Origin of the sequence: Streptomyces griseoruber (assembly GCF_001514205.1) — a bacterium.
Classification (GTDB): Bacteria; Actinomycetota; Actinomycetes; order Streptomycetales; family Streptomycetaceae; genus Streptomyces; species Streptomyces griseoruber.
The window spans coordinates 124,247-147,814 of record NZ_KQ948770.1; the positions used below are offsets into that span (position 1 = coordinate 124,247).

The 23,568-nt window shown below is 72.2% G+C and carries 23 protein-coding genes and 1 tRNA gene; 9 read left to right on the forward strand and 15 right to left on the reverse strand.

Annotated features, from left to right (window positions below; translation table 11 throughout):
• Positions 1-37: 37 nt before the first annotated feature.
• The 6 genes from AQJ64_RS21170 to AQJ64_RS21195 form a co-directional block, all read right to left on the reverse strand.
• Positions 38-1,717 carry a long-chain fatty acid--CoA ligase gene (locus AQJ64_RS21170; RefSeq protein ID WP_055638189.1) on the reverse strand — a complete coding sequence of 560 codons (1,680 nt, stop codon included), beginning with the start codon at positions 1,715-1,717 and terminating at the stop codon, positions 38-40.
• A gap of 117 nt (positions 1,718-1,834) precedes the next feature.
• Positions 1,835-2,383, reverse strand: coding sequence for a SigE family RNA polymerase sigma factor (locus AQJ64_RS21175; protein WP_055638188.1), 549 nt, complete (start codon positions 2,381-2,383; stop codon positions 1,835-1,837).
• A gap of 160 nt (positions 2,384-2,543) precedes the next feature.
• Complete coding sequence (locus tag AQJ64_RS21180) at positions 2,544-3,713, reverse strand: lipid-transfer protein (RefSeq protein WP_055638187.1); 1,170 nt, start codon at positions 3,711-3,713, stop codon at positions 2,544-2,546.
• Positions 3,710-4,159: a MaoC family dehydratase gene (locus AQJ64_RS21185; RefSeq protein WP_055638186.1), complete on the reverse strand. Its 450-nt coding sequence runs from the start codon at positions 4,157-4,159 to the stop codon at positions 3,710-3,712. The genes AQJ64_RS21180 and AQJ64_RS21185 overlap by 4 nt, the downstream gene beginning before the upstream one ends.
• The gene (locus tag AQJ64_RS21190) at positions 4,156-5,055 is read right to left on the reverse strand and encodes a bifunctional MaoC family dehydratase N-terminal/OB-fold nucleic acid binding domain-containing protein (RefSeq protein ID WP_055638185.1); all 900 of its coding nucleotides are present in this window, start codon (positions 5,053-5,055) and stop codon (positions 4,156-4,158) included. Before AQJ64_RS21190 ends, AQJ64_RS21185 begins: the two co-directional genes overlap by 4 nt.
• 249 nt (positions 5,056-5,304) lie before the next feature.
• Positions 5,305-5,619: a hypothetical protein gene (locus tag AQJ64_RS21195; RefSeq protein WP_055638184.1), complete on the reverse strand. Its 315-nt coding sequence runs from the start codon at positions 5,617-5,619 to the stop codon at positions 5,305-5,307.
• 359 nt (positions 5,620-5,978) lie between these two features.
• Between AQJ64_RS21195 and AQJ64_RS21200 the strand changes: the two genes are divergently transcribed.
• Entirely contained in the window at positions 5,979-6,926 is a 948-nt protein-coding gene (locus tag AQJ64_RS21200) for a bifunctional DNA primase/polymerase (RefSeq protein ID WP_055638183.1), read from the forward strand.
• Here AQJ64_RS21200 and AQJ64_RS21205 read toward each other — a convergent pair.
• A complete protein-coding gene (locus AQJ64_RS21205; RefSeq protein WP_059202876.1) occupies positions 6,916-7,602 on the reverse strand; it encodes a hypothetical protein in 687 nt (228 codons plus the stop codon). The two genes, AQJ64_RS21200 and AQJ64_RS21205, sit on opposite strands and share 11 nt — an antisense overlap.
• A 220-nt stretch (positions 7,603-7,822) precedes the next feature.
• Entirely contained in the window at positions 7,823-8,170 is a 348-nt protein-coding gene (locus tag AQJ64_RS21210; protein ID WP_157881212.1) for a hypothetical protein, read from the reverse strand.
• Between the two features lie 243 nt (positions 8,171-8,413).
• Between AQJ64_RS21210 and AQJ64_RS49175 the strand changes: the two genes are divergently transcribed.
• On the forward strand, positions 8,414-8,620 hold the full coding sequence (locus AQJ64_RS49175; protein WP_157881213.1) for a hypothetical protein: 207 nt from the start codon (positions 8,414-8,416) through the stop codon (positions 8,618-8,620).
• A gap of 119 nt (positions 8,621-8,739) precedes the next feature.
• On the opposite strand, the gene AQJ64_RS21215 is transcribed toward AQJ64_RS49175, so the two are convergent.
• Positions 8,740-8,826 (reverse strand) — tRNA-Ser (locus tag AQJ64_RS21215).
• 102 nt (positions 8,827-8,928) lie between these two features.
• Positions 8,929-10,566, reverse strand: a complete 1,638-nt coding sequence (locus AQJ64_RS21220) for a S1C family serine protease (protein WP_059202877.1) — start codon at positions 10,564-10,566, stop codon at positions 8,929-8,931.
• 256 nt (positions 10,567-10,822) lie between these two features.
• Here AQJ64_RS21220 and AQJ64_RS21225 point away from each other — a divergent pair, with 256 nt between their 5' ends.
• From AQJ64_RS21225 to AQJ64_RS21235, 3 genes are all read left to right on the forward strand, one after another.
• Complete coding sequence (locus tag AQJ64_RS21225; protein ID WP_055639179.1) at positions 10,823-11,659, forward strand: glycerophosphodiester phosphodiesterase; 837 nt, start codon at positions 10,823-10,825, stop codon at positions 11,657-11,659.
• Positions 11,660-11,847: 188 nt separating this feature from the next.
• Entirely contained in the window at positions 11,848-12,486 is a 639-nt protein-coding gene (locus tag AQJ64_RS21230) for an ATP-binding protein (protein WP_055639180.1), read from the forward strand.
• A 451-nt stretch (positions 12,487-12,937) separates the two neighbouring features.
• On the forward strand, positions 12,938-13,903 hold the full coding sequence (locus AQJ64_RS21235) for a DUF5926 family protein (RefSeq protein ID WP_055638342.1): 966 nt from the start codon (positions 12,938-12,940) through the stop codon (positions 13,901-13,903).
• 279 nt (positions 13,904-14,182) lie between these two features.
• On the opposite strand, the gene AQJ64_RS21240 is transcribed toward AQJ64_RS21235, so the two are convergent.
• Both AQJ64_RS21240 and AQJ64_RS21245 read right to left on the reverse strand, forming a co-directional pair.
• A complete protein-coding gene (locus tag AQJ64_RS21240; protein ID WP_059202878.1) occupies positions 14,183-14,773 on the reverse strand; it encodes a hypothetical protein in 591 nt (196 codons plus the stop codon).
• 56 nt (positions 14,774-14,829) lie between these two features.
• Entirely contained in the window at positions 14,830-15,495 is a 666-nt protein-coding gene (locus AQJ64_RS21245) for a bifunctional DNA primase/polymerase (RefSeq protein ID WP_055632230.1), read from the reverse strand.
• Positions 15,496-16,008: 513 nt separating this feature from the next.
• Here AQJ64_RS21245 and AQJ64_RS21250 point away from each other — a divergent pair.
• Complete coding sequence (locus tag AQJ64_RS21250; protein ID WP_206189631.1) at positions 16,009-17,526, forward strand: PP2C family protein-serine/threonine phosphatase; 1,518 nt, start codon at positions 16,009-16,011, stop codon at positions 17,524-17,526.
• A gap of 114 nt (positions 17,527-17,640) precedes the next feature.
• Entirely contained in the window at positions 17,641-19,125 is a 1,485-nt protein-coding gene (locus tag AQJ64_RS21255; RefSeq protein ID WP_055632262.1) for an aminopeptidase P family protein, read from the forward strand.
• Positions 19,126-19,186: 61 nt separating this feature from the next.
• On the opposite strand, the gene AQJ64_RS21260 is transcribed toward AQJ64_RS21255, so the two are convergent.
• The 3 genes from AQJ64_RS21260 to AQJ64_RS21270 form a co-directional block, all read right to left on the reverse strand.
• Positions 19,187-20,014: a triphosphoribosyl-dephospho-CoA synthase gene (locus AQJ64_RS21260; RefSeq protein WP_055632232.1), complete on the reverse strand. Its 828-nt coding sequence runs from the start codon at positions 20,012-20,014 to the stop codon at positions 19,187-19,189.
• A gap of 9 nt (positions 20,015-20,023) precedes the next feature.
• Entirely contained in the window at positions 20,024-20,959 is a 936-nt protein-coding gene (locus AQJ64_RS21265; RefSeq protein ID WP_055632233.1) for an intradiol ring-cleavage dioxygenase, read from the reverse strand.
• Between the two features lie 111 nt (positions 20,960-21,070).
• Positions 21,071-21,526, reverse strand: a complete 456-nt coding sequence (locus tag AQJ64_RS21270; RefSeq protein ID WP_055632234.1) for an ATP-binding protein — start codon at positions 21,524-21,526, stop codon at positions 21,071-21,073.
• A 253-nt stretch (positions 21,527-21,779) separates the two neighbouring features.
• Here AQJ64_RS21270 and AQJ64_RS21275 point away from each other — a divergent pair, with 253 nt between their 5' ends.
• On the forward strand, positions 21,780-22,595 hold the full coding sequence (locus tag AQJ64_RS21275; protein WP_055632235.1) for a hypothetical protein: 816 nt from the start codon (positions 21,780-21,782) through the stop codon (positions 22,593-22,595).
• A gap of 174 nt (positions 22,596-22,769) precedes the next feature.
• Positions 22,770-23,534 (forward strand): YcnI family copper-binding membrane protein, encoded by a 765-nt coding sequence (locus tag AQJ64_RS21280; RefSeq protein ID WP_055632263.1) that lies wholly within the window; start codon positions 22,770-22,772, stop codon positions 23,532-23,534.
• Positions 23,535-23,568 lie beyond the last annotated feature (34 nt).

Below are 23,568 nucleotides of genomic sequence, written 5' to 3' on the forward strand. Positions count from 1 at the left end.
CGCGAGGTGACCTGCCCGGCGGGCGCCTCCACCGTACTCAGAGCTGCGTGATGTCCAGCGCGCCCTCGGCGTACCGGCGGCGCAGCACCTTCTTGTCGAACTTGCCCACGCTCGTCTTCGGGACCGCCTCCACGATCGTCCAGCGCTCCGGGAGCTGCCACTTGGCGATCTTCCCCTCCTCGGCGAGGAAGGCGCGCAGGGTCTCGAAGTCGGCGTCGGCGCCCTCCTTGAGGACGACCGTGGCCAGCGGGCGCTCGCCCCAGCGGTCGTCGGGGACGGCGACGACGGCCGCCTCGGCGACGGCCGGGTGGGCCATCAGGGCGTTCTCCAGCTCCACCGAGGAGATCCACTCGCCGCCGGACTTGATGACGTCCTTGGCGCGGTCGGTGAGGGTGAGGAAGCCGTCGGGGCTGATGGTGCCGACGTCACCCGTCTTCAGCCAGCCGTCCTCGCTGAACTTGTCCGCGGGGCGCAGCACCTCGCCGCCGGGGCCGTTGTAGTAGGCGCCCGCGATCCAGGGGCCGCGCACCTCCAGCTCGCCGGCGGACTCGCCGTCCCAGGGGAGGCGCTCGCCGCCGGGGCCGCTGAGGCGGGCCTCGACGCCGGCCGGGAAGCGGCCCTGGGTGAGGCGGTAGGCGAACTCCTCGGGCAGGCCGACGACCTGGGCCGGCGGGCGGGCGATGGTGCCCAGCGGGGAGGTCTCCGTCATGCCCCAGGCGTGGCAGACCCGCATGCCGAGGTCGTCGAAGGCCGACATCAGGGCGGGCGGACAGGCCGAGCCGCCGATGGTCACCTGGGTGAGGGAGGTGACGTCGCGCGGCTTGACGGTGAGCTCGGCCAGCAGGCCCTGCCAGATGGTGGGGACGGCGGCGGCGTGGGTCGGCTTCTCGCTCTCGATCATCTCGGCGAGCGGGCCGGGCTGGAGGAAACGGTCCGGCATCAGCATGTTGACGCCGGTCATGAAGGTGGCGTGAGGCAGGCCCCAGGCGTTGACGTGGAACTGGGGGACCACGATCAGCGAGGTGTCCTGGTCGGTCAGGCCCATCGACTGGGCCATGTTGACCTGCATGGAGTGCAGGTAGATCGAACGGTGGCTGTAGACCACGCCCTTGGGGTCGCCGGTGGTGCCGGAGGTGTAGCACATGGAGGCGGCCGTGCGCTCGTCCAGCTCGGGCCAGTCGTAGTCGGTGGGCTTTCCGGCGATGAGGTCCTCGTACTCGTGGACCCGGGCGTGGGCGTCCGCGAGGAGGGTGCGGTCGCCGGGGCCGGAGACGACCACGTGCTCGACCGTCGGCAGGTGCGGGAGCAGCGGGGCCAGCAGGGGGAGCAGCGAGCCGTTGGCGATGACGACCCGGTCGGCCGCGTGGTTGACGATCCAGACCAGCTGCTCGGCCGGGAGGCGCAGGTTGAGGGTGTGCAGGACCGCGCCCATGGAGGGGATCGCGAAGTACGCCTCGACGTGCTCGGCGTTGTTCCACATGAGGGTCGCGACCCGGTCGTCGCCCTCGACACCGAGGTCCTCGCGCAGGGCGTGGGCCAGCTGGGCGGTGCGGCCACCGATCTCGGCGAAGGTGCGGCGCTGCGGGGCGCCCTCGCCCGTCCAGGTGGTCACCCGCGACGAGCCGTGGATCCGCGCCCCATGGGTCAGGATCCTCGAGATCAGCAGCGGTACGTCCTGCATGGTGCTCAGCACGGCGTCCTCCCAGGGCGGCGACATTGCCTACGCGGTGGTAACGGTTGCGATGATTCTGCGCACATACCGCGCGGTATGTCACTAGGTAGCGATGATCGATCACATCACTTAAAGCCCCGGTAAAACCACCACGTCGGCGCGCTAGCGGACAAGCACCAGCTCAGGATCCTCGCGGAGCTTGCCGAGCGCCCGGGACACCGCCGACTTCACCGTGCCCACCGAGACCCCGAGGAGGTCGGCCGTCTGGACCTCGCTGAGGTCCTCGTAGTACCTCAGGACGACCATCGCCCGCTGCCGGTCCGGCAGCTTCATGACCGCCCGCCACATCGCGTCGTGCAGCGCCTGCCGCTCGGCCTGGTCCTCCTCACCTGCCGTGGGCTCCGGCTCGGGCAGTTCGTCGCAGACGTACTCGTCGACCTTGCGCTTGCGCCACTGCGAGGTGCGGGTGTTCAGCAGGGCGCGGCGGACATAGCCGTCGATCGCCCGGTGGTCCTCGATCCGCTCCCACGCGACGTACGTCTTGGCGAGCGCGGTCTGGAGCAGGTCCTCCGCGTCGCTCGGGTTGGCCGTGAGGGACCGGGCGGTGCGCAGCAGCACCGGCTGGCGGGCGCTGACGTACGACGCGAAGGACGGGTACGGAGACGGCCGCCTCTGGCCGTGGGAGGCGCTGGTGCAGACGGGTGTGGTCATGGCTCCACGCTAGGAGTGAGGGCCTGTAATCCGGATCGCCCGCAGGTGCCGAAGACGGGTCCGCCTCAGGTTGTAGGGGTGGTGCCGGCTCCACCTCCTGTAGGTGGAGCGGGGGACGCCGAGTACTACGGGTCGCCCCCCTGAGACGTACCGCCCGGGTTCAGCCGTCGGCGGTCAGGACCAGGCCGGACGTGGGCACTCCCGTCCCGGCCGTCACCAGGGTCCGGGCCGCGCCCGGCACCTGGTTGACGGAGGTGCCGCGCAGCTGCCGTACCGCTTCCGCCACCCCGTTCATCCCGTGGAGGTACGCCTCCCCCAGCTGGCCCCCGTGGGTGTTGAGCGGCACGCGGTCCTCCGCGACGAAGGCGGCCGCCTCGCCCGGCGCGCAGAAGCCGAACTCCTCCAGCTGCATCAGCACGAACGGGGTGAAGTGGTCGTAGACGACGGCCACGTCGACGTCGGCGGGCGCGAGTCCCGAGGTGCGCCAGAGCTGACGGGCCACCACGGCCATCTCCGGCAGACCGGTCAGGTCGTCGCGGTAGAAGCTGGTCATCTGCTCCTGGGCCCGCCCGGCGCCCTGCGCGGCCGCCGCGATCACGGCGGGCGGATGCGGCAGGTCACGGGCCCGCTCCAGCGAGGTGACGACCAGGGCCTGGCCGCCGTCCGTCTCCTGGCAGCAGTCCAGCAGCCTGAGCGGCTCGGCGATCCAGCGGGAGGAGGCGTGGTCGGCGAGGGTGATCGGGCGGCCGTGGAAGTACGCCGCCGGATTCGCCGCCGCGTGCCGGCGGGCCGTGACGGCGACCGGCCCGAAGGCCTCCTCCGCAGTCAGCCCGTAGGTGTGCAGATACCGCTGGGCCGCCATCGCCACCCAGGAGGCCGGGGTGAGCAGCCCGAAGGGCATCACCCAGCCCAGCGCCGCCCCTTCGGCGGTGGGTTCCCGGTGTCTGACCCCGGAGCCGAAGCGGCGGCCCGAACGCTCGTTGAAGGCCCGGTAGCAGACCACCACCTCCGCCACACCCGCCGCGATCGCGAGCGCCGCCTGCTGGACGGTCGCACAGGCCGCCCCGCCGCCGTAGTGCACCCGGGAGAAGAAGGACAGCTCGCCCATCCCGCAGGCCTGCGCCACGGTGATCTCCGGGCTGGTGTCCATGGTGAACGTCACCAGACCGTCCACGTCGGCCGCCGTCAGCCCCGCGTCGTCGAGCGCCGCCCGCACCGCCTCCGCCGCCAGCCGGAGTTCGCTGCGCCCCGAGTCCTTGGAGAACTCGGTGGCCCCGATGCCGACGACGGCGGCCCGGCCGCCCAGCTCGTCACGCGCGCGTACGCTCATCGCGGGTCGTCCTCCCGGAGGGTGACCGTCACGCTTCCGATGCCGTGCCCCTCGCGCGCCGCGCCCGGCACCGCGCAGGTCACCGTGCCGGTGACATGCCGTCCGATGCCGTTGTCGCCGGTGATCCGCACCACGACCGTGTCGTCCTCGCGGACCTCCTCGACCGTGCCCCGCAACACCATGGTGTCCCCCGGGTGGTTGGGCGCCCCGAGCCGGATCGCGACCTTGTGGATGCGGGCCTGCGGGCCGAAGGTGTCGGTGAGGTAGCGGCCGACCAGGCCGTTGGTGGTGAGGATGTTCATGAAGACGTCCGGGGAGCCCTTCGCGCGGGCCGCCTCGGGGTCGTGGTGCACGTCCTGGTAGTCGCGCGAGGCGAGCGCCCCGGCGACGATCAGCGTCCGGGTGATCTCGATCTCCAGCGGGGGCAGCACATCACCGGCGTTCACGCCGTCACCTCCCGGAACACGGGCAGCGTCAGCTCGTCGTCGTAGCGCCGGAACTCCAGCCGTACCGGCATCCCGATCCGCACCTTGTCGTACGGCATCCCGACCACGTCGCTCACGATCCGCACCCCCTCGGCGAGTTCGACCAGGACGACCGCGTACGGCGGCTCGAAGGCCGGGAACGGCGGGTGGTGCAGGACGACGTACGAGAACACGGTCCCCTCGCCGGACGCCTCCACGGTGTCCCACTCCGGGCAGCCGCAGCTCTGGCAGCCGGGCAGCCACGGGAAGCGGAGGGCCGCGCAGGAGGCGCAGCGCTGGAGGAGGAGGCGGTGCTCGCGCACGCCCTCCCAGAAGCCGGCGTTGTCGCGGTTGACGACGGGCCGGGGCCGGCGCTCGGGCGGTGCCGCTCTCCGGCGGGCCGGGGCGTACTTGAGGATGCGGAAGCGGTGGGTGCCGACGAGCTCGGGGCCGACCCTGACGTCCGTCCGGGTCGTAACGAAGTGGCCGGTGCCCAGCTTGGTGGTCTTCCGCTCCGACACCGACTCGATCACCGTGTCGAAGGCGACCTCGTCCCCGGGGCGCAGCGGGCGGACGTACTCCTGCTCGCAGTCGGTGGCCACGACCGCCGTACAGCCCGCCTCGTCGAGTACGGCGAGCAGTTCCTCATAGGCGGGGGCGCGGCCCCCGTGGCCGCCGAGGCCGCCCATGATCCAGGCCTGGAGCATGGTGGGCGGGGCGATCGCGTCGGGCCCGGTGTACGCGGGGTTGCCGTCGCCCATGGCCTCGCACCAGTGCCGGATCATGGGCGCGTTGACGGGGTCCCGGCCGGTGCCGGCGACGGCGGCGGGCCGGCCCTCGTAGGCCTTCAGACGTGCGTGGAGCCCGTCGTCGTCCACGGTCGCCGCTCCCTCCGGGAAATCACCGCTCGGGCAGGTTTCTGACTGTCCGTCAGATACGGGGCGCTGTCAAGGTCGCGGGAGAGGGCCGGGGCGGCGCGGACACGCTTGCGCGGCCATGGTTCGGACACGACTGCGCGGCGGTGCCGAAGCACCGCCGCGCAGTCGCGGTCACACCCCCACGGAGCACACTCCGGCGGGGACCGGGGCCGGCGCCCCCGGTCCCCGCCGGCTCACCGGCTCACCGGCTCACCGGAAGAGCGGGGCGAAGGAGACCGCGGTGTTGCTGTTGCCCTGGTTGAGGGCCGTGTAGGCGGCCCCGTTGACCTGCCCGGTGTTGCTCTGGTTCGCGGCGCCCGAGCCGACGGCGTTCTGCTGGGTGGTCGAGGAGTTGCCGTTGTTGTCGCGTCCGACACCGCTGCCCACGATGCTCGCGACACCCGCGTTCGATCCGTCGTCCGCGAAACCGCCGTTGTCCGCCACCGCGACGCCGGTGAAGAGCGCGGCGGCCAGCGGAAGGGCGGAGACGGCGGCGATGACGCGGGCGGTACGGATGCTTGCCATGTTGGTCCTCCAGACCATCGGTTATGCAGTACGAAGCCCTGAACTGCGGCTTCCAACAGGCCGGTTGGCCGACCGGCCCGGCACGGTGACGACGTCGCGAGACCAGAGTTGCCCACCTGATCACCGCCGAACCACCCCGGAAGACCCGATTAGCACGCAAGCGTGATGACAAGTCGATAAACCCCTAGCCGCATTTTTCTTGCCCCGGACGCCACAACCCCCGGCAAGTCGGACACCTGTCACGCAGGCCCCACAAGAGGCGAAGCGTTCCGCCAGATTTCCGTCCCCCCGTGCCGCCCCCGGCGCGTCGCGACGGCCTCACCCTTCCTTTTCTCGAACACCAGTACGACACTGGGTGCATGGCCACCACCGACCGGCACAGCACCCGGAACCCGGACCGCCGTCCGGACCGGCACCCCCGGCAGGCCGCCACCCTGGCCCTCGCCCACGCCCTGTCGGCCGCCGAGCGCGGCCTGGCCGTCATCCCCCTGTCCCGGACCAAACTCCCGGCCCTGCGCTCGCCCCACCGCCCCGAGGACCCTCCGTGCCACGGCACCTGCGGACGCTTCGGCCACGGGGTGTACGACGCCTCGACCGACCCGGCCCGCATCCGCGCGCTCTTCGCCGCCGCCCCCTGGGCCACCGGCTACGGCATCGCGTGCGGCCTGCCCCCGCACCATCTGATCGGCGTCGACCTGGACACCAAGTCCGGCACGGACGCCACGGGCGCCCTGCGCGAACTGGGCCTGCGCCACCTGTTCACCATCCCGCCGACGGTCGTGGTCGTCACCCCCTCCGGCGGACGGCACCTCTGGCTCACCGGACCGCCGGACGTCGTGATCCCCAACTCGGCCGGCCGCCTGGCCCCCGGCATCGACATCCGGGGCGCCGGGGGATACCTGGTCGGCCCCGGTTCGCGCACGGCACACGGGGTGTACGGCACGGCCCCGGGCACGGGACACCTCGTACCGGCGCCCTGCCCGCGGGCGCTGCTGAGGCTGCTGGCGCCGGGGGTGCGTCGCGGGCGGGCGGCGTCCGGGGCCGGGGCGGTCACCGGGGCCGCGGGTGGCCCCTCGGCCGGGGCGGACGGCGCGCACGGCCGCGGGCTGATCCAGTTCGTCCTGGCCGCGCACGAGGGCCAGCGCAACACCCGGCTGTTCTGGGCGGCCTGCCGGGCCTACGAGAACGGCATCGGCGAGGCGCTCGCCGACGCGCTGGTCGCTGCGGCGGTCCGCACGGGGCTGACGGAACGCGAGGCCCGCTCCACGGTCGCGTCGGCGGCGCGGATGACCCGCCCTACGGCGTGAACACCTGCTCCAGCCGGTGGATGGCCCCGTCGTCGCCGGTCTCGTACCGGAAGACCAGACCGGAGTCGGGGTGCGCGTCGACCCAGTCGATCAGCTCCTGCACGCCGATGCGCCGGTTCTCGGTGCTGTCGGTGATCGGCGTGACGGCGGTGACGTACGCGGCCTGGTCGAGGGCCCAGCGGCTGTCCTCGCCGGAGACGACGAACGGGGCGCCGTCGGTGTCCTCGCCCGGGCATCCCCAGGCCCCGTGCTGGATGACCAGGTTCACCTTGCCGGTGTCGGCGGGGAGTTCCTCGATCCGGAACAGGGCGAACTCGTCGGGGTCGTAGTCGTCGGGGGTGGGAGGCTTGTCGGCGCAGCCGGGGGCGGATCCGGCGGGCGCGGCGGGGGTGGCCGGGGTGGCGGCGGAGGGCTTGGCCTTGGAGGTACCGGCGGACGTGCCGGTCGACGTACCGGCGGACGTGCCGGCGGACGTGCCGGTGGACGTCTCCGTGGCGACGGAGCCGGCGGGCTCGGCGGTGGTGCCGGCCGTGGTGCCGGCGCTCTTCGCCGCACCCGCGCTCGCGGCGGTCTCCCCCGCTGCGGAGCCGCCCTTCTCACAGCCGGTGAGTACGGCGGTCAGCGTGGCGGCGGCCATGAGCGCGCCGACGACGGGTCTGAGCCGGTTGACCTTCATCTGGGACGTCCCCCCTGTGCACGGGCGGCCCAGTCGGCCGCACCCCGAGGCGGGACGCTAACAACGTCCCTGGTCGGAGGGGAGACCAGCAAGCCCTTGCGTCACACAGTCGAGACACAGCCGTCACGGGGCCGGGACGGGTGTGACGGGGCGCATGCGGAGGGAGTGCCTCCGCAGAGGCACCCCCCGTACGACGGGCCGGCCCGGTGAGGCCGCCGAGTCAGTCGGGCAGCCGGTCGAGCACCCACGCACCGAGCTCGGAAGTCATGGCGCAGTGCGGGTCGTTGTTCCCGGAGAGCAGGAAGTCGTCGAGATCGGACTGCTCCGGGGGCAGCTCGTCGATGTCGGCGTACAGGTCGTCCTGCCGGTCGAGGTCGCGGATGGAGACCGCGCTGACGGACGGCACGAAGCACACGGCCCGGTGCACGAGGTCGGCGGTCTCGCCGAACTCCGCGAGCTGGTCGCCGACGAGGCCGAACGACTCCAGGGTGCCGCCCGGCGCCCCGTCCAGCTCGGGGAAGCCGCGGGTGGTGATGGTGTGCGGTCCGCCGAGGATGCCGTTGAGCACGGCCACCTCGGCCGGCTCGCCCTGCCACTGCGCGAGGAAGTAGGTGCCGTCGAAGAGCGGACCGGAGCAGCTCAGCGTCTTCGCGCCGGCCCGGACGCCGTTGCCCCTGCCGTCGCCGCGTCCCCAGGTCCACAGACTGCCCGACGCGCCGGAAACTTACGGGGCCATGATCACTCGCCCCACAGCAGCTCCAGCCCAAAGCCGCTCCGCCGACCGCGAGCTACCGTGCACCCAGGGGGTGTCATGAACGACCGAGATCTACTTGAGTACGAGCGGATGTGGACCACCGAACGCGATCAGTGGGAGCTGCACGAGACCGGAGTGGGCTACCTGCCGATCCGGAAAGGTGATCCGCCCATGGCGGAACTCATCTGTGACGACGACCTGGCAGACCAAGTGATCGCGAGAATGCTTGCCGCGGGAGTCACAGTCGTGGCCCGGCCCAGCTGAGCACCGTGCCCCTCGCGTGCCCGATCGGCCGGGGAGGCACGGGGTGCAGCGGTCAATGACGGGGACGTGACATAGCGAGAGCCTCCGACCGATTTCGCTGGTCAGAGGCTCTCTCACTGCGGAGACGGTGGGATTTGAACCCACGGTGACATCGCTGCCACGACGGTTTTCAAGACCGTTCCCTTAGGCCGCTCGGGCACGTCTCCCCGCGCCGCGCTTGATCGGCGGCGCGGGGACAAGGGTAACGGGTGAACACGCGCGCGTGTGGGTCAGTCGGTGCTGAGCCGGGGAGGTACGCGCGCGTGGGCTCAGTTGTCGCCCTTGCGGGAGCCGAGGGTGAGTTCGACGGTGTGGGTCTTGCTGTCGCGCTCGTAGGTGATCGTGACCTTGTCGCCGGGCTGGTGGGTCCAGATCTCGCCGATGAGGGTCGGGCCGGAGTCGATCACCGTGTCGTCGAGCTTGGTGATGACGTCGCCCGGCTTGAGGCCGGCCTTGTCGGCGGGGCCGCCCGACTCCACGGCGGAGGCACCGCCCGAGCCCTGGTCGGTGATCTTCGCGCCGTTGCCGGAGTCCTCCAGGGAGACCGACGCGCCGATCTTCGCGTACACCGGCTCACCGGTCTTGATCAGCTGCTGGGCGACGTACCTGGCCTGGTTGATCGGGATGGCGAAGCCGAGGCCGATCGAGCCGGACTGGGAGGTGCCGCCCAGGCCGCCGCTGCCGGTGGACTGGATCGCGGAGTTGATCCCGATGACATTGCCCTGGGCGTCGAGGAGCGGGCCACCGGAGTTGCCCGGGTTGATCGACGCGTCGGTCTGCAGGGCGCTCATGTAGGACGAGGAGCTGCCGGTGCCGTCGGAGGAGGCCACCGGGCGGTTCTTGGCGCTGATGATGCCCGTGGTCACCGTGTTGGAGAGGCCGAAGGGGGCGCCGATGGCGATCGTGGAGTCGCCGACCGCGACCTTGTCGGAGTCGCCGAGGGTGAGCGGCTTGAGGTCCGACGGGGCGTTCTTCAGCTTGATGACGGCGACGTCGTAGCCCTGGGCGTGGCCGACGACCTCGGCGTCGTACTTCTTGCCGTTCGGGAAGGTGGCCGTCACCTTGCCGCCGTCCACGGCGTCGGCGACGACGTGGTTGTTGGTGACGATGTGGCCCTGGGTGTCGAAGACGAACCCGGTGCCGGTGCCGCCCTCGCCGTTGCTGGACTCGGCCTGGATGGTGACCGTGGAGGGCAGGGCCGCCTCGGCCACCGCGGCGACCGATCCCGCGGCGCGCTTCACGTCGCCGCCGCTGGTGGAGGCGGAGACGGTGGTCGAGCCGGTGTTGTCGTCGTTCTTGGCGAGGGTGTAGCCGAGTCCGCCGCCCAGGCCGCCCGCGACCAGCGCGGCGACGAGCACGGCGGCGACGAGTCCGCCCCGGCCACCGCGCCCCGGCTTGGGCGCGGGCTGCTGGTAGGAGGCGCCCCAGGCGAGGCCGTCGGCTCCGCCCGCGCCACCGGCTCCGCCCGCGCCACCGGCGCCACCGGCGCCGCCGGCGCCCGGCGCACCGGCATCGCCGTACGCGTGCGCACCGGCGTCGCCGTACGCGTGCGTGCCGGCGCCGACGCCGGCTTCGGCGTAGAGCGGGGTGGTGGGCGGGTTCTGCCAGCCGTCCGTCGCGGCGGCGGGGGCTGCGGGTGCGGTCGGAGGTGCGGCCGGCGGGGGCCAGTTGCCCTCGGCGGCGGCCGGCGCCGGCTGCGGGGCGGCCGGCGGCGGCCAGTCACCCACGGGAGCCGCCGGGGCCGCGGGGGCCGCCGGCGGGGTCTGCGGGAGGGGCGTGGTGGCGCCGGCGTCCGACGCGGGCGCCTGAGGGGCGGCGGCCGAGGAGGACTCCACCGGCACGGGGGGTGCGGACGGCGCCGGGGGTACCGGGGTGCCCTCGTTCGTGCCCTCGTTCTCGGTGCTCACAGCTCTTCTCCTCGATCCACGGCTGTTGTCGTCGGTCGCACTAGGTCTCGCCCGTTCACGCTTGTCGTCGACCCGGCGCGGGGTGGCTGTGCGTGTGCTTGTGTACTGCTCAGCTTTTCCCACGGGCCGTCAGAGCACCATAAGCGCTGGCTGTGGGTCTCCGGGCAATCTTTATAAGGGACTTTTAGTGCGCTAAGTGCGCATCTTCGAAACATCTCAGACTGTTCTCAGATGCTCGCGGTGGCACCATGACGCGGTGACCCACGCACGGCAGCACCACATTCAAGTCGTCGCTCACCGCGGAGCCTCCGAGGAGGCCCCCGAGCACACCCTGGCCGCGTACAAGAAGGCGATCGAGGACGGTGCGGACGCCCTCGAATGCGATGTACGGCTGACCGCGGACGGACATCTCGTCTGCGTGCACGACCGACGAGTCAACCGTACGTCCAACGGCCGCGGTGCCGTCTCCGCCCTGGAGCTCGCCGATCTCGCGGCGCTGGACTTCGGTTCCTGGAAGACGAAGGAGGCGCGTGAGGCCTGGCACGCGCGCGTGGAGGACCCGGACTGGGAGGTCCGGCCGGAGGACCGCGAGGAGACGTCCGTACTGACCCTGGAGCGGCTGCTGGAGCTGGTCTCCGACTCCGGCCGCCGGGTCGAGCTGGCCATCGAGACCAAGCATCCGACGCGCTGGGCCGGGCAGGTCGAGGAGCGGCTGCTGATACTGCTGAAGCGGTTCGGACTCGACGCGCCGGAGTCGGCGGCCGAGTCGCCGGTGCGGATCATGAGTTTCTCGGCGCGTTCGCTGTATCGCGTGCGTGCGGTGTCGCCGACGCTGCCGACCGTCTATCTGTCGCAGTTCGCCTCCCCCCGGCTGCGCGACGGGCGGCTGCCCGCGGGGGTCGGGATCGCGGGCCCCTCGATCCGGATCGTGCGCAACCACCCGGTGTACGTCGAGCGCCTGAAGCAATCCGGTCATCAGGTGCACGTCTGGACGGTGAACGAGCCGGAGGACGTGGACCTCTGTGTCGAGCTGGGCATCGACGCGATCATCACCAACCGCCCGCGCGCGGTGCTCGACCGGCTGGGGCGCTGAACGCGCACACCGGCCGGCCGCAGCCCCCTCCGAGGCCCCACAGGTCACTCACACCTCACAGATACCTCACGTCCCCTTGACCCCACGCCAACCCTCCCGCATCCTCCAAATCGGCCACTCCGTCGAAATTCAGCCATGTGCTTACGGGGAGTGCTCCGGCGCGTTCGCTCCGTATTCGATCGTTGCGCATGCGTCTGAGGACGTGGATTGGCCGGTTTCCGGTACAGGCCAATGGGGCATCCACACCGTGGCGTGGGGCGAAGGAGGTCTCGGGGGTGGCGTTGGTGGTGGCACAGGAGGTGCCCACGTCGTCGAGCATGGCCGTACCCCATGGCCCTGCGGGCGTGGGGAAGGCGCGACACCGCATGCGTGACCAGTTGCGCAGTGGCGGGGTGTCGGAAGCGGTCATCGATGATGCCGTGCTGATCCTTTCCGAACTTTTGAGCAATGCGTGCAAACACGGCCGGCCCTTGGGTGACGCCCTGGCGGGGGACGGCGACGTACGTGCCGCGTGGCGGGTCGACACCGGCGGCCGGCTGGTCGTCGAGGTGACCGACGGCGGCGGTCCGACGCGGCCCTCGCCGGCCACGCCCTCCGTCACCGCGCACGGCGGCCGGGGGCTGAACATCATCACGGCCCTGTCCGACGACTGGGGGGTACGGGACGACGCCCGCGGCGAGGTCACCGTGTGGGTCCTCGTCCACGCGGACGCCTTCGACCCCGACGCCGGCTGCCGTCGCGACGACTTCGCCTCCCGGGTCGCCGCGCCCTCGGTGTCGTCGGTGCCGGGACTGGACTTCGCCGACGCGTTCGACGACCTGGACTGACCCCGGCCGACCCCACCGGTCCGGACCGACCCCGCACGCGCGCCACCGGTCCGGACCGACCCGGCCGACACCCACCGGCCCGGACCCACCCCGCACGCGCCCCACCGGCCCGGACCCACTCGGCCGACACCCACCGGTCCGGCCCGGCCCCGCACGCGCCCCACCGGCCCGGACCCAGCCCAACCTGCTCCGACCGGCCCGGACCCGCCTCGGCCGCCACCGTCCGGTCCGGCCCGGACCGGACGCAACCTGCTCCGACCGGCACGAACCGGCCGCGATCCATCCCGATCAGCCCCGATCAGCCCCGATCCGCCCCGATCCGCCCTCATCAACCCCCTGAAGTACCAACCCGTTGTCCACAACCGCCGCGTTGTCCACAGGTTCCCGTGGTCTCGGGTGCGAACGGCTAGGCTCCGCCCGTACCAGACGAGCCGTACCCGGGAGACACCCAGTGGCCAAGAAGCGACCCCAGACGAAGGCCGGCCAGCCGCAGCTCACGGACGGGGAGATCCCGGTCGTCGGCGCCCGGGAGCCCTGCCCGTGCGGCAGCGGCCGCCGCTACAAGGCCTGTCACGGCCGGGCCGCCGCGCACGCGGTGACCGAGCTGGTGCAGCGCCCCTTCGAGGGACTGCCGGGCGAGTGCGACTGGGTGGCGCTGCGCGAGCTGGTCCCGGCCGCCACGGTCGAGCTGACGCTGAAGGACGGCCTGCCCGAGGGCGTCCCCTCCGTCACCCTCGCCACGGTCCTGCCGATGGCGTGGCCCGCGCTGCGCCGCGACGACGGCTCGGTGCTGCTCGGCCTGCAGAACGACACGCCGTCCGGTGACATCAGCCGCGACCTGGCGGACACCCTCCAGCGGGCCCTCGAGGCACAGCCGGGTACTCCGGTGCAGGCCCGCCGTGCCCCGGCGGACGGTCCCCGGATGCAGGATCTGCTCGACGCCGAAGGCGTGTTCGAGCCAGTTGTGCACGACGGTTTCGAGTTCTGGGTGCCGGACCCGGAGAACGCCGCTCCGGACGTCGCCGCCTCCCTGGAGCGGGCCAACGCGGCGGCGATCCCGACCGTGAAGCTGACCGGTGTGGACTCCGCGTACTGGTGCGAGACGCCGGACAAGAACCACCTGCGGTGGGTCATGCCGCACCCGGAGGAGCGGCTTCTGGACGCTCTCGCGCGGCTGCACGCGGCGGGCCGTTCCAGCCTCGGTGAGGGGACCCGACTGGTGGGCTCCTTCCGGGCGCACGGCCTGACCGTGCCGGTCTGGGACCTGCCGAGCGGGGTCTCGGCGGACGACGTCGAGAAGCCGGCCGCCGAGTTCGCCGAGCGGCTCGCGGCGGCCCTGGCCTCGGAGGCGCCGCTGACCCCCGAGGAGCGCCGGGCGCGCGGCGGGCTCACCAACCGCCAGGTGACGCTCAGCTGACGCACGGTCGCCGGACAGCGCTCCGGCTGACCGCTCGGTCAGCCGGGCCGGACGGACGGAAGGCGTGACTCCGCTCACAACTCCCGTACGCACAAGGTGAGTCGGCGCCAGAAATCGCCGATCAGCGAGTGTCCGAAAGCCCGATGCAAACCAGAGATCGAATTTGCCTGGAGCCGATCTCTTGTTACCGTTCCAATAGCCCGGTTGCTGGTGCATCCCCCGTCGCCAGCAACCGGGTCTTTTCATGTCCGGTCGGTCCGGTCGGAACCGACCCGTCTGTCAACTGCCGTCGAAGCCCGGGGAGTTGCTGCCGGAGCGCAGCAGCAGCGGCCCTTCACCGGCCTCCCCCGCGAACGCCGAGAACTCGGCGACGGCGGTGTACGCGTCCAGGCTCCCCCGCGTCCGTTCACGAGGCGTCTCACAGGTCTCCGGCTCGTCCTCGGCGGCCACGGCGCAGCGCATCTGCACCGTGCGCCCCTCGGGCGCCAGGAGGCTCAGGACGGCGTCCAGGGCCCGTCCCGTGGCGTTGCGGTAGTAGGTGCGCGCCCAGGTGTCCTCGCCCTGGGTCAGCACACAGGTCTGCGCCTCGACGCCCTCGGGCGAGGTCAGCCCGGGACCGCAGCGGGCGGCGGTGGCGAGGCCGAGGCCGAGCAGCAGCGGGGAGGAGGCAGCGGACGGGGCCGGGGAGGGGGCCGGGAAGGCGGAGGGCGCCTTCGGGTCCGTGTCCCCGTCCCCGGCCCTGTCCGAGGACATCAGGGAGCGCACCGCAAAGCGGCCTTCGTCTCCGACCTGCCCCGCGGAAGCCATGGCCAGAGGCAGTGCGAGCGCGCAGGTCACGACCCCGCCGAGGGCGAGGAGACGAAGGTTCATAGGGGGAAGATAGGGGGCGAAACCGGGCCTCCCCGGTCGGCGCGCGCCCGACACCCCTACATCTCGGGCGCGCTCACACCCGTACGAGTGAGGGCGTCGACGACGGCGTCCACCACGGCCTCGACGTCGGGCAGCCAGGGGGAGGCCGAGCCGGGCAGCGGGGCGCGTTCCCAGCGGATGTCGCCGCGGCCGGTCTCGGAGGGGGGCAGGGCGAGGTAGCCGCCCTCGCTGTGGAAGCGCAGGGAGCCGGGGACGAAGTCCTTGGCGTACAGCAGTTCGCCCAGCTGCTCCATGGAGTAGGGGCGGACGAGGATCGCCCAGCGGGTGGGCGAGGCGACGACCGGGCCGAGCCGCATGCCCTGCCGGTCCAGCGCCACGAGCGCGCGGGACGCGGCGAGCGCGGGAAGGCTGACCGCGCAGGGCGCCTCACCCCCCGTCGCGAGGATGATCGGCGCGGCCGGCCGGTTGGTCCACCACCAGCGCACCATACGGGCGTCGGTGGTGGCCGCGAGCAGGCCGGGGTCGAAGGGGTGCGCGCCGGGCAGCACGCACTCCGGGTCGGGACAGCCGCACCGCGAGGTGCTGCGCTGGTCCGCCGTCACGCCGGGCAGGACGGGCCACTGCCACTCCGTCGCGAAGGTCAGGGCCGAGTCGATCAACTCAGGCCCCTTGTCGCCGGACTGGGACAGAAGCCTGCGTCGCCTTCCGAGGATCTCGCGCATGAGCGCTCGTTCCTTTCCGTTGCACCGCTGGCAACACCGTGGGCCACATCACACCATGTGTAGATCAGTTCACTGGGCGTACCTGTTGGCGCATCACACCCCTGTCCTGGACAAGGGGAACCCCTGGGGCCGAGCTCCGGCCGCTTCCGCGGCCGCTCCGCCGACTTGCGTCCATCAAAACGCTGGGCGTGGCGTGGGGTGGCGAAGTCTGGCGTTTTGCCGCTCGCCGTATTTCTCTCGGCCTCCGCCACGGGAGGATGGGGCACGGTCGTCGGTGGCTATGACGCCCGGTTCGGCCACCAGGTTCCGGGTGGCTCCCGACGACCCCTGGTCCTTACCGAGTACGTACCCATCACGACCGTTGTGACGCTCCGTGGAGCAAGGCCAGTCGACCGCAAACAACCGTAACCCGAGTCAGTTTTAAGCCATTTTCACTATTCGACAAGAGGGCGGGAAGAGTCGCGTCCGATTCCCCCCAAAGGCCTCATGGACACCACTAATCCCAGCAGGACAATGCTGGACATCCCCTTACGAGTGCGTGTACATGTGGAGACACTGCTAGCGGCGCAGATTGACATGGGGGTTTGCGATGCTTTTGAGCAATATGCTCCGGTCCGAGAGCCGGATGCCATGAACGCCCCTCACGCTCCGAAAGTGGCTGGAATCGATTCAACGGTTCCCTCGCCAGCACACACTGTCGCGCCCGCGCCCGCCTCCCCGGAAGCCCCGTCGGCCGCCGCGGCCCCCTCGGACCCGGGCAGCCTGCTCACGGACCGGCTCGCCGGCTGGGTCTCGGACCTCACGACCCTGCACGAACTCACCGAACGTCTGGCCCGCACGGACGCACTGAGCGAGGCACTGACCGAACTGCTGCGCGCCGGAGCCGCCCTCGTGGGCGCCCGGCGCGGTCTCGTCGTCCTGGAACCGGCCAGCGGCCTCGGCCCCGACACCACCATCGGCCTCGGACTCGGCCGCGCGGACCTCGGCCACATCGAGACCGTGCCGCGCAGCGCCCTCTCCTACGGCCGGATCCTCGACGGCCTGCCCGGCGCCGACGGCGAGATCGCCGAGCCCGACCTGCTCGCCGAGGACGGCCTCGACCCCCGCCACCGCGAGGTGGCCGCCCGCCTCGGCTACGCCGCGAGCTACGCCCTGCCGCTGGTCGCCGAGGGCCCCGAGGGCCGTGTCGGCGCCGCCGTCTGGCTCTACGACGAGCCCGCCGAGCCGGGCGAGCGCCAGCGCCATCTGATCGGTCTGTACGTCCGCACCGCCGCCGAGCACCTGGCCCGGCTCGTCGAGGTCGAGCGCACGCGCGCGTCCATGGCCACGATGGCCGAGGAACTGCTGCCGTCCCGGCTGCCGAGAGTGCCCGGCGTCCAGCTCGCGGCCCGCCGCAGCAGCGGCCCGCGCGGCGGCGGCGACTGGTACGACGCGCTGCCGCTGCCGGACGCGGCCCTCGGCCTCGCCGTCGGGTCGGTCACCGGCTCCGGGCCGAGCGCGATCGCCGCGATGGGCCGGCTGCGCGCCTCCCTGCGGGCGTACGCCGTGATGGAGGGCGAGGACCCGGTCGCCGTCCTGTCCGACCTGGAGCTGCTGCTGCGCCTCACCGAGCCCGCCCGCTCCGCGACCGCCCTGTTCGCCTACTGTGAACCCACCCTGCGCAAGATCACCCTGGCCGGGGCCGGGCACTGCCCGCCGCTGCTGGTGGGCGAACACCGCACCGAGTTCGTGGAGACCTCCGTCTCCGCTCCGCTCGGCATGCTGACCTGCTGGGAGGCACCGAGCGTCGAGCTGGAGCCGGAGCCCGGCGAGACGGTTCTGCTCTACACCGACGGGCTGCTGCACCGCACCGGTGACCCCGTCGACCGTGCCTTCGCCCGGCTGCACGCGGCCGCCTGCGGAACGCCGAAGGCCCTGCGGGGCGACCCCGGGGCGATCGCCGACCATGTGCTGCGCACGGTGCTGCCGGGCGGGGCCGCCGAGCGGGACAGCGACGAGGACGTGGTGCTGCTGGCGGCGCGCTTCGACTGAGCGACCGGGGTCGCGGGCTCCCCGAGCTTCTGAGCTCCTGAGTTCCTCCCCTGGGCTGTCTCCCGTACGACCGTACGATGGAGAGGGTCCAGTGCCGTATCGAGGAGGATGACCGTGGCCGAGGAGCTCACCCCGGCGGTATCGGATTCCGCTGCTGCCGCAGCGGGCCCGGAGGAGACCGAGGAGCCCATCAAGCAGCGCAAGAACGGCCTGTACCCGGGCGTGTCCGACGAGCTCGCCGAGAACATGAAGTCCGGCTGGGCCGACACCGAGCTGCACGACCTGGAGCCGATCGTCCAGGCCGCCGAGACCGCCGCCCGCCGCGCCGCGCTGTCCGCGCGTTTCCCGGGCGAGCGCCTGGTGATCCCCGCGGGCAACCTGAAGGCCCGGTCCAACGACACGGACTACCCCTTCCGCGCCTCCGTCGAGTACGCGTACCTGACCGGCAACCAGACCGAGGACGGCGTCCTGGTCCTGGAACCCCGGGGCGAGCGCCACGAGGCGACGATCTACCTGCTGCCGCGCTCCGACCGCGAGAACGGCGAGTTCTGGCTCTCCGGCCAGGGCGAGCTGTGGGTCGGCCGCCGGCACTCGCTGAGCGAGGCGGAGAAGCGTTACGGCATCCCGGCCGCCGATGTGCGCGAGCTCGCCGGCGTCCTGCGCGAGGCCACCGGCCCGGTGCGGGTCGTCCGCGGGTACGACGCCGGCATCGAGGCCGCCCTGACCGACAAGGTCACCGGGGAGCGCGACGAGGAGCTGCGGGTCTTCCTCTCCGAGGCGCGGCTGGTCAAGGACGCGTTCGAGGTGGGCGAGCTGCAGAAGGCGGTCGACTCGACGGTCCGCGGCTTCGAGGACGTCGTACGGGTCCTGGACAAGGCCGAGGCGACCAGCGAGCGGTACATCGAGGGCACGTTCTTCCTCCGCGCGCGGGTGGAGGGCAACGACGTCGGCTACGGCACGATCGCCGCGGCCGGGTCGCACGCCTGCACGCTGCACTGGGTGCGCAACGACGGACCCGTGCGTTCGGGTGATCTGCTCCTGCTGGACGCGGGCGTCGAGACGCACACGTACTACACCGCGGACGTCACGCGCACGCTGCCGGTCAGCGGCCGGTTCACCGAGATCCAGAAGAAGATCTACGACGCGGTGTACGAAGCCCAGGAGGCCGGTATCGCGGCGGTCGGGCCGGGGGCGAAGTACCGCGACTTCCACGACGCGGCGCAGCGGGTGCTCGCCGAGCGGCTCGTCGAATGGGGGCTTGTCGAGGGGCCGGTGGAGCGGGTGCTGGAGCTGGGGTTGCAGCGCCGGTGGACGCTGCACGGCACCGGGCACATGCTCGGCATGGACGTCCACGACTGCGCCGCCGCGCGCGTGGAGTCGTACGTCCAGGGGACGCTGGAGCCGGGGATGGTGCTGACCGTCGAGCCCGGGCTGTACTTCCAGGCCGACGATCTGACCGTGCCGGAGGAGTACCGGGGGATCGGGGTGCGGATCGAGGACGACATCCTCGTGACGGAGGACGGTCGGCGGAATCTGTCGGAGGGGCTGCCCCGGCGGTCCGGTGACGTGGAGAGCTGGATGGCTTCGCTGAAGGGCTGAGATCGGGTTGACGGCCGGGTACCGACGGGTGCCCGGCCGTCGTCGCGGGGTGCCCGTGCCCCTAAGGGGTGGCTCTGATGTCCGGCAGGGAATCCACGAAGAGGGCGCCCGCCAGGAGACCCGCGCTTCCTCGGGGGCTCCATCCGCGTGCGTGGAGATCCGCGTCGAAGGCGGCGAGGGCCGCGCGGCCCTCGCCCGTATGGGCACCGCCCGCCTCCAGGACTCCGCGGGCGCCCGCCTGGACGTGGCGCAGGCCCAAGGGGCCGGCCGTGTACAGGAGTTCGGAGTCCTGGAGGGTGGACATCACGGTGAGCAGGGCGTCCAGCCGTGCCTCGGCCTCGCCCGCGCCGGCGGAGCGTGCCTTGGCCAGGGCGTCCAGTGCCCGCCGTACATGAGGGAACCCGGCGCGTGCCTCGCCCCGGGCGCCTGCGGCGCCGTACTTCGCCGAGACCGTCGAACCGCGTGACGGCCGCCGTGGTGCGCCCCGGTCGGGGTGCGCGGCGATCCGCTTGGCGGCCTGGGCGACCTCGGCACCCCGCGCGCGGGGGTGAAGGGCGGCCGCGGCGACCAGCAGTCCCAGCGTCCACAGGGCTCCCCGGTGTCCACCGCCGGCCAGGCCCACCGAGTGTTCGGTGCACCTCCCGATGGCGCCGAGCTCCGCACGGAGCCGGGGGGTGGGTTCGCCGGTGCGGCGGGCGGCGGCGGCCATCGCCGCAAGGCCTGGTGCGAGTGCCTTGGCCGACCAGCGCAGCCCGCAGTGGTCCCTGCGGGTGACACGGGCGTCCAGGTCACGGGGGTCGGGCAGGCCGGGCTTGGGAGCCAGGGCCAGCTGACCGGTCAGCGCGGCCACGGCGGCCTGCGCGAGCACGTCGTCCTCACGGCTGGTCATGACCGCGCCTTACGAGGACGTGGTGGCGGAGTCGGTGGGCGCGTCGCTCGGCGGGGCACCCGTCGGGGCACCGCTCGGCGGGGTGCCGCCGTCCCCGCCGCCGCTGCCGCTGCCCGCGCCGGTGTTCTCGGCGTCCGGGTCGACACCGAGGGTCAGGAAGCCCTTGTAGCCCTGGGAGGGGTCCTTCTTGTGGACGGCCTTCAGCGTCAGCAGGCCGCTGGAGGCGCCGCCACCGTCGTACACCATGTCGTTGTCGAGGGTGGTGTAGCTGCCGGAGTGCTTCGCGTACGGCTCCAGGGTGAAGATCTCCTCGGCGATCGTGTCGTCGAAGAAGAGCTGGCCGGTGAAGTTGACCTTGCCGCCCTCGTAGGTGCCGTCCTCCTTCTCGCCGCCGGTGTGCACCTTGACGTGGATGTGGCAGGTGCGGGGCGTGTACCAGCCGGGGAAGATCGTCTCGAACTTGACGACCCCGTTGGCGTTCGCGACCTGGTAGCCGCGCAGGTAGGTGTTGTCGTTGGCGGTGGAGCCGTCCTCGCTCTCGGCGGGGGCCGAGCCGCCGGGGTTGGCGGTGGTGTAGCCGGAGTAGTAGCCCCAGGCGTCGCAGTGCCAGATCTCGACCGCGGCGCCCTTGACCGGGGTGCAGCCGTCGGTGGCGTCGACGACGGTGAGCCGCAGGGTCAGCGGTACGCCGCTCTTGCCCTCGGTGATGTCCTTGCGCACCAAGGCACCGTCGAGGTAGTAGGGCCCTTCCGTGACGCTGCTCATCAGCGTCATGCACTCACCGCTGGTCGAGGTGGCGTCCGCGGTCGCCTCGGTGTCCGTGGTGGTGTCGGCGAACGCCGCCTGGTAGCCGGCGACGGCGAGTCCGCCGGCCGCGACCGTGCCACCCGTCACCACGAGAGCGCGGCGCCGGGTGATGCTGGTGTCTTTGTGGTTTCCCGTCATGACCAGGAAATTAGGAACGCAGTCCATCAGCGGCCTGCAAGAACGCTGAGAGGAACCTGTGAGTGCTGAGGAACCTGAAGTTCCGTACCGTTCAGGTGGCCTGAGGCGGTGTCATACGGCCATCAGCGGGGCGTCCTTGCGCCACTTCAAGGTCTTGTCGAAGCTGACCACCGCTCCGCCGCGCCCCGGGGTGTTGCCGATGTGGACGTGGTCGGCGAGTTCCTGGATGAGGAAGAGGCCTCTGCCCTGTTCGGCGTCCGTGCTCGTGCGCACCGGCGCGGGCGCCGGGCGGTCCGCGGTGAAGCCGGGGCCGGAGTCGGCCACCTCGATCCGGCACTTCTCGCCGTCGAGATACGCGGTGACCCGGTACGCCTCCGAGGGACCGCCGCGCGCGTACTCCCCGCCGTGCTCCACGGCGTTGGCACAGGCCTCGCTCAGCGCGACCGAGAGGTCGTAGCTCACGTCGGGATCGACTCCCGCCGTCTCCATCGTCCCGAGCAGCAGACGGCGGGCGAGCGGAACACTCGCGGCTTCGCGCCGCAGATGGAGTGACCACCAGATGCTCATGCTCCAGCCTCCTGGCCGCGGCTCGACATACCGATACGTATTGCCGCCCGGACGCTTGTGTAAGCGCGAATTCCGCGTGATGCCGCCCATATGGGGGATGCACGGATGACAAGAATCGGTGTATGTGGTGCTCAGGAGGTATCAGTCGCACCGGCCCCGCCGGAAAGTGATCTTCCGCGGCGTGGACAGCCGTACCGCATCGTGTGGACCTGCCGTGTGGGGGTCGTAAGGCCAGTGCGATGATGAGGCCGCCATGACTGCCCCCCACGAGGTCCGCCTGCTGCGGGCCGCGGTGTTCACCGCGGTCTGTGTCGTGCTGGCCGCGGCCGGGCACACCATGGCCTCCTGCGCCTCCGTTCCGCTGTGGACGCTGGGCGCGGGTTTCCTCGGCGCCCTCGCCATCGTGGTGCCGTTTGCCGGGCGCGAGCGTTCGCTGCCGGGCGTGGTGGCGCTGCTCGCGGTCGGACAGACCGTGCTGCACACCCTGTTCGGGCTCGGTCAGCACACCGCCGCCACGACCAGCGGCGCGCTGTCGGCGTCCGACGCCGCGCTCGTCGCGCGGGCGGCCCGGCTGGTGTGCGGGGCGACGGCGGCGGCGATCAGCCCCGCCCAGGCCCAGAAGATCCTCGTCGACGCCCGGCTCTACAGCCCCGCCGACGGCACCGACATGGCCGGCATGAGCGGGATGGGGTCCATGGCCCACCCGGCGGACGCCCTGTCCACGGCCGGCCCGGCCGTGTCCCTGCTGCCGTCGCTGCCCATGGTGCTCGGGCATCTCCTCGCGGCCCTCGCCACGGGCTGGGTGCTGCGGCGCGGCGACTTCGCCCTGCGGCGGCTGATCGAACTGTCGGCGCACGGAGTCGCCGAGGGAGCGCTCGTACGGTCCCTGCGCGGGGCGCTCGCGCTGCTGCGTGCCCTGCTCGCGGGGCTGCCGGCCGCACCGGGCACGGGGCCGCGTCTCCCGCGCACCGCCCTTCTCGCACCCCCGCAGCCCCGTACCACCGCACTCCAGCACACGGTGATCAGGCGCGGCCCGCCGGCCGGGGACGTCCTCGTCCTCGCTGCCTGACGCGACACGACCAGCACTCCGTGGGAGGGGTGGCCGCTGTCGTGCGGCACGCGTGCGTGCGCGCTTCCCGCCGGCCCTCCCGGCCTTCCCGCCGGTCCCCTGCGGCCCGTCGCGTACGCCTCCCACCGTCCGACCCTGTCGTCAGACCTCACCCGGAGTGGAGTGCTCCTCGCCATGCAGGCCTCTCGTATCGCCGCCGCCGCTGCCGTCGCCGGTTCCACCGTCCTCCTGCTGTCCTCGCCCGCGTTCGCGCACGTCAGCGTGCAGCCGGACGGCACGGCCGCGAAGGGCGGCTACGCCCTGGTCAACTTCCGCGTTCCGAACGAGCGCGACGACGCCTCGACCACCAAGCTCGAGGTGAGCTTCCCGACCGACCACCCGCTGGCCTCGGTGATGCCGGAGAAGATCGCCGGCTGGAAGGCCACCGTCACCAAGACCAAGCTCGCCAAGCCGCTCGAGGTGCACGGCCAGAAGATCAACGAGGCGGTCTCCAAGGTCACCTGGACCGCCGACGGCAAGGGCATCGAGCCCGGCTACATCCAGCGGTTCCCGGTTTCCATGGGCGCCCTGCCCGAGGACACGGACGAACTGGTCTTCAAGGCGGTCCAGACCTACTCGGGCGGCGAGGTCGTGCGCTGGATCGAGGTCCAGGAGGACGGCGCGGAGGAGCCGGAGAACCCGGCGCCCGTGCTCGCCCTGTCCACCGCCACCGAGGACCACCACGGCGGCGCGGCCACCGCCGAGGACGCCTCGGACGAGTCCGACGAGTCCTCCGACGACGCCAAGGCCGCCTCCGCGACCACCGAGGCCGCCGCCGACTCCTCCGGCGGCAGCGACACCACCGCCCGGGTCCTCGGAGTGGTCGGCATCGTCGTCGGCGCCGCCGGGGTGGCCTACGGCGTGCTCGCCGGCCGCCGCCGTACGACGTCCGACGCCTGACCGCCCCCGCTCCACCGCCGTACCGCCGTACGCA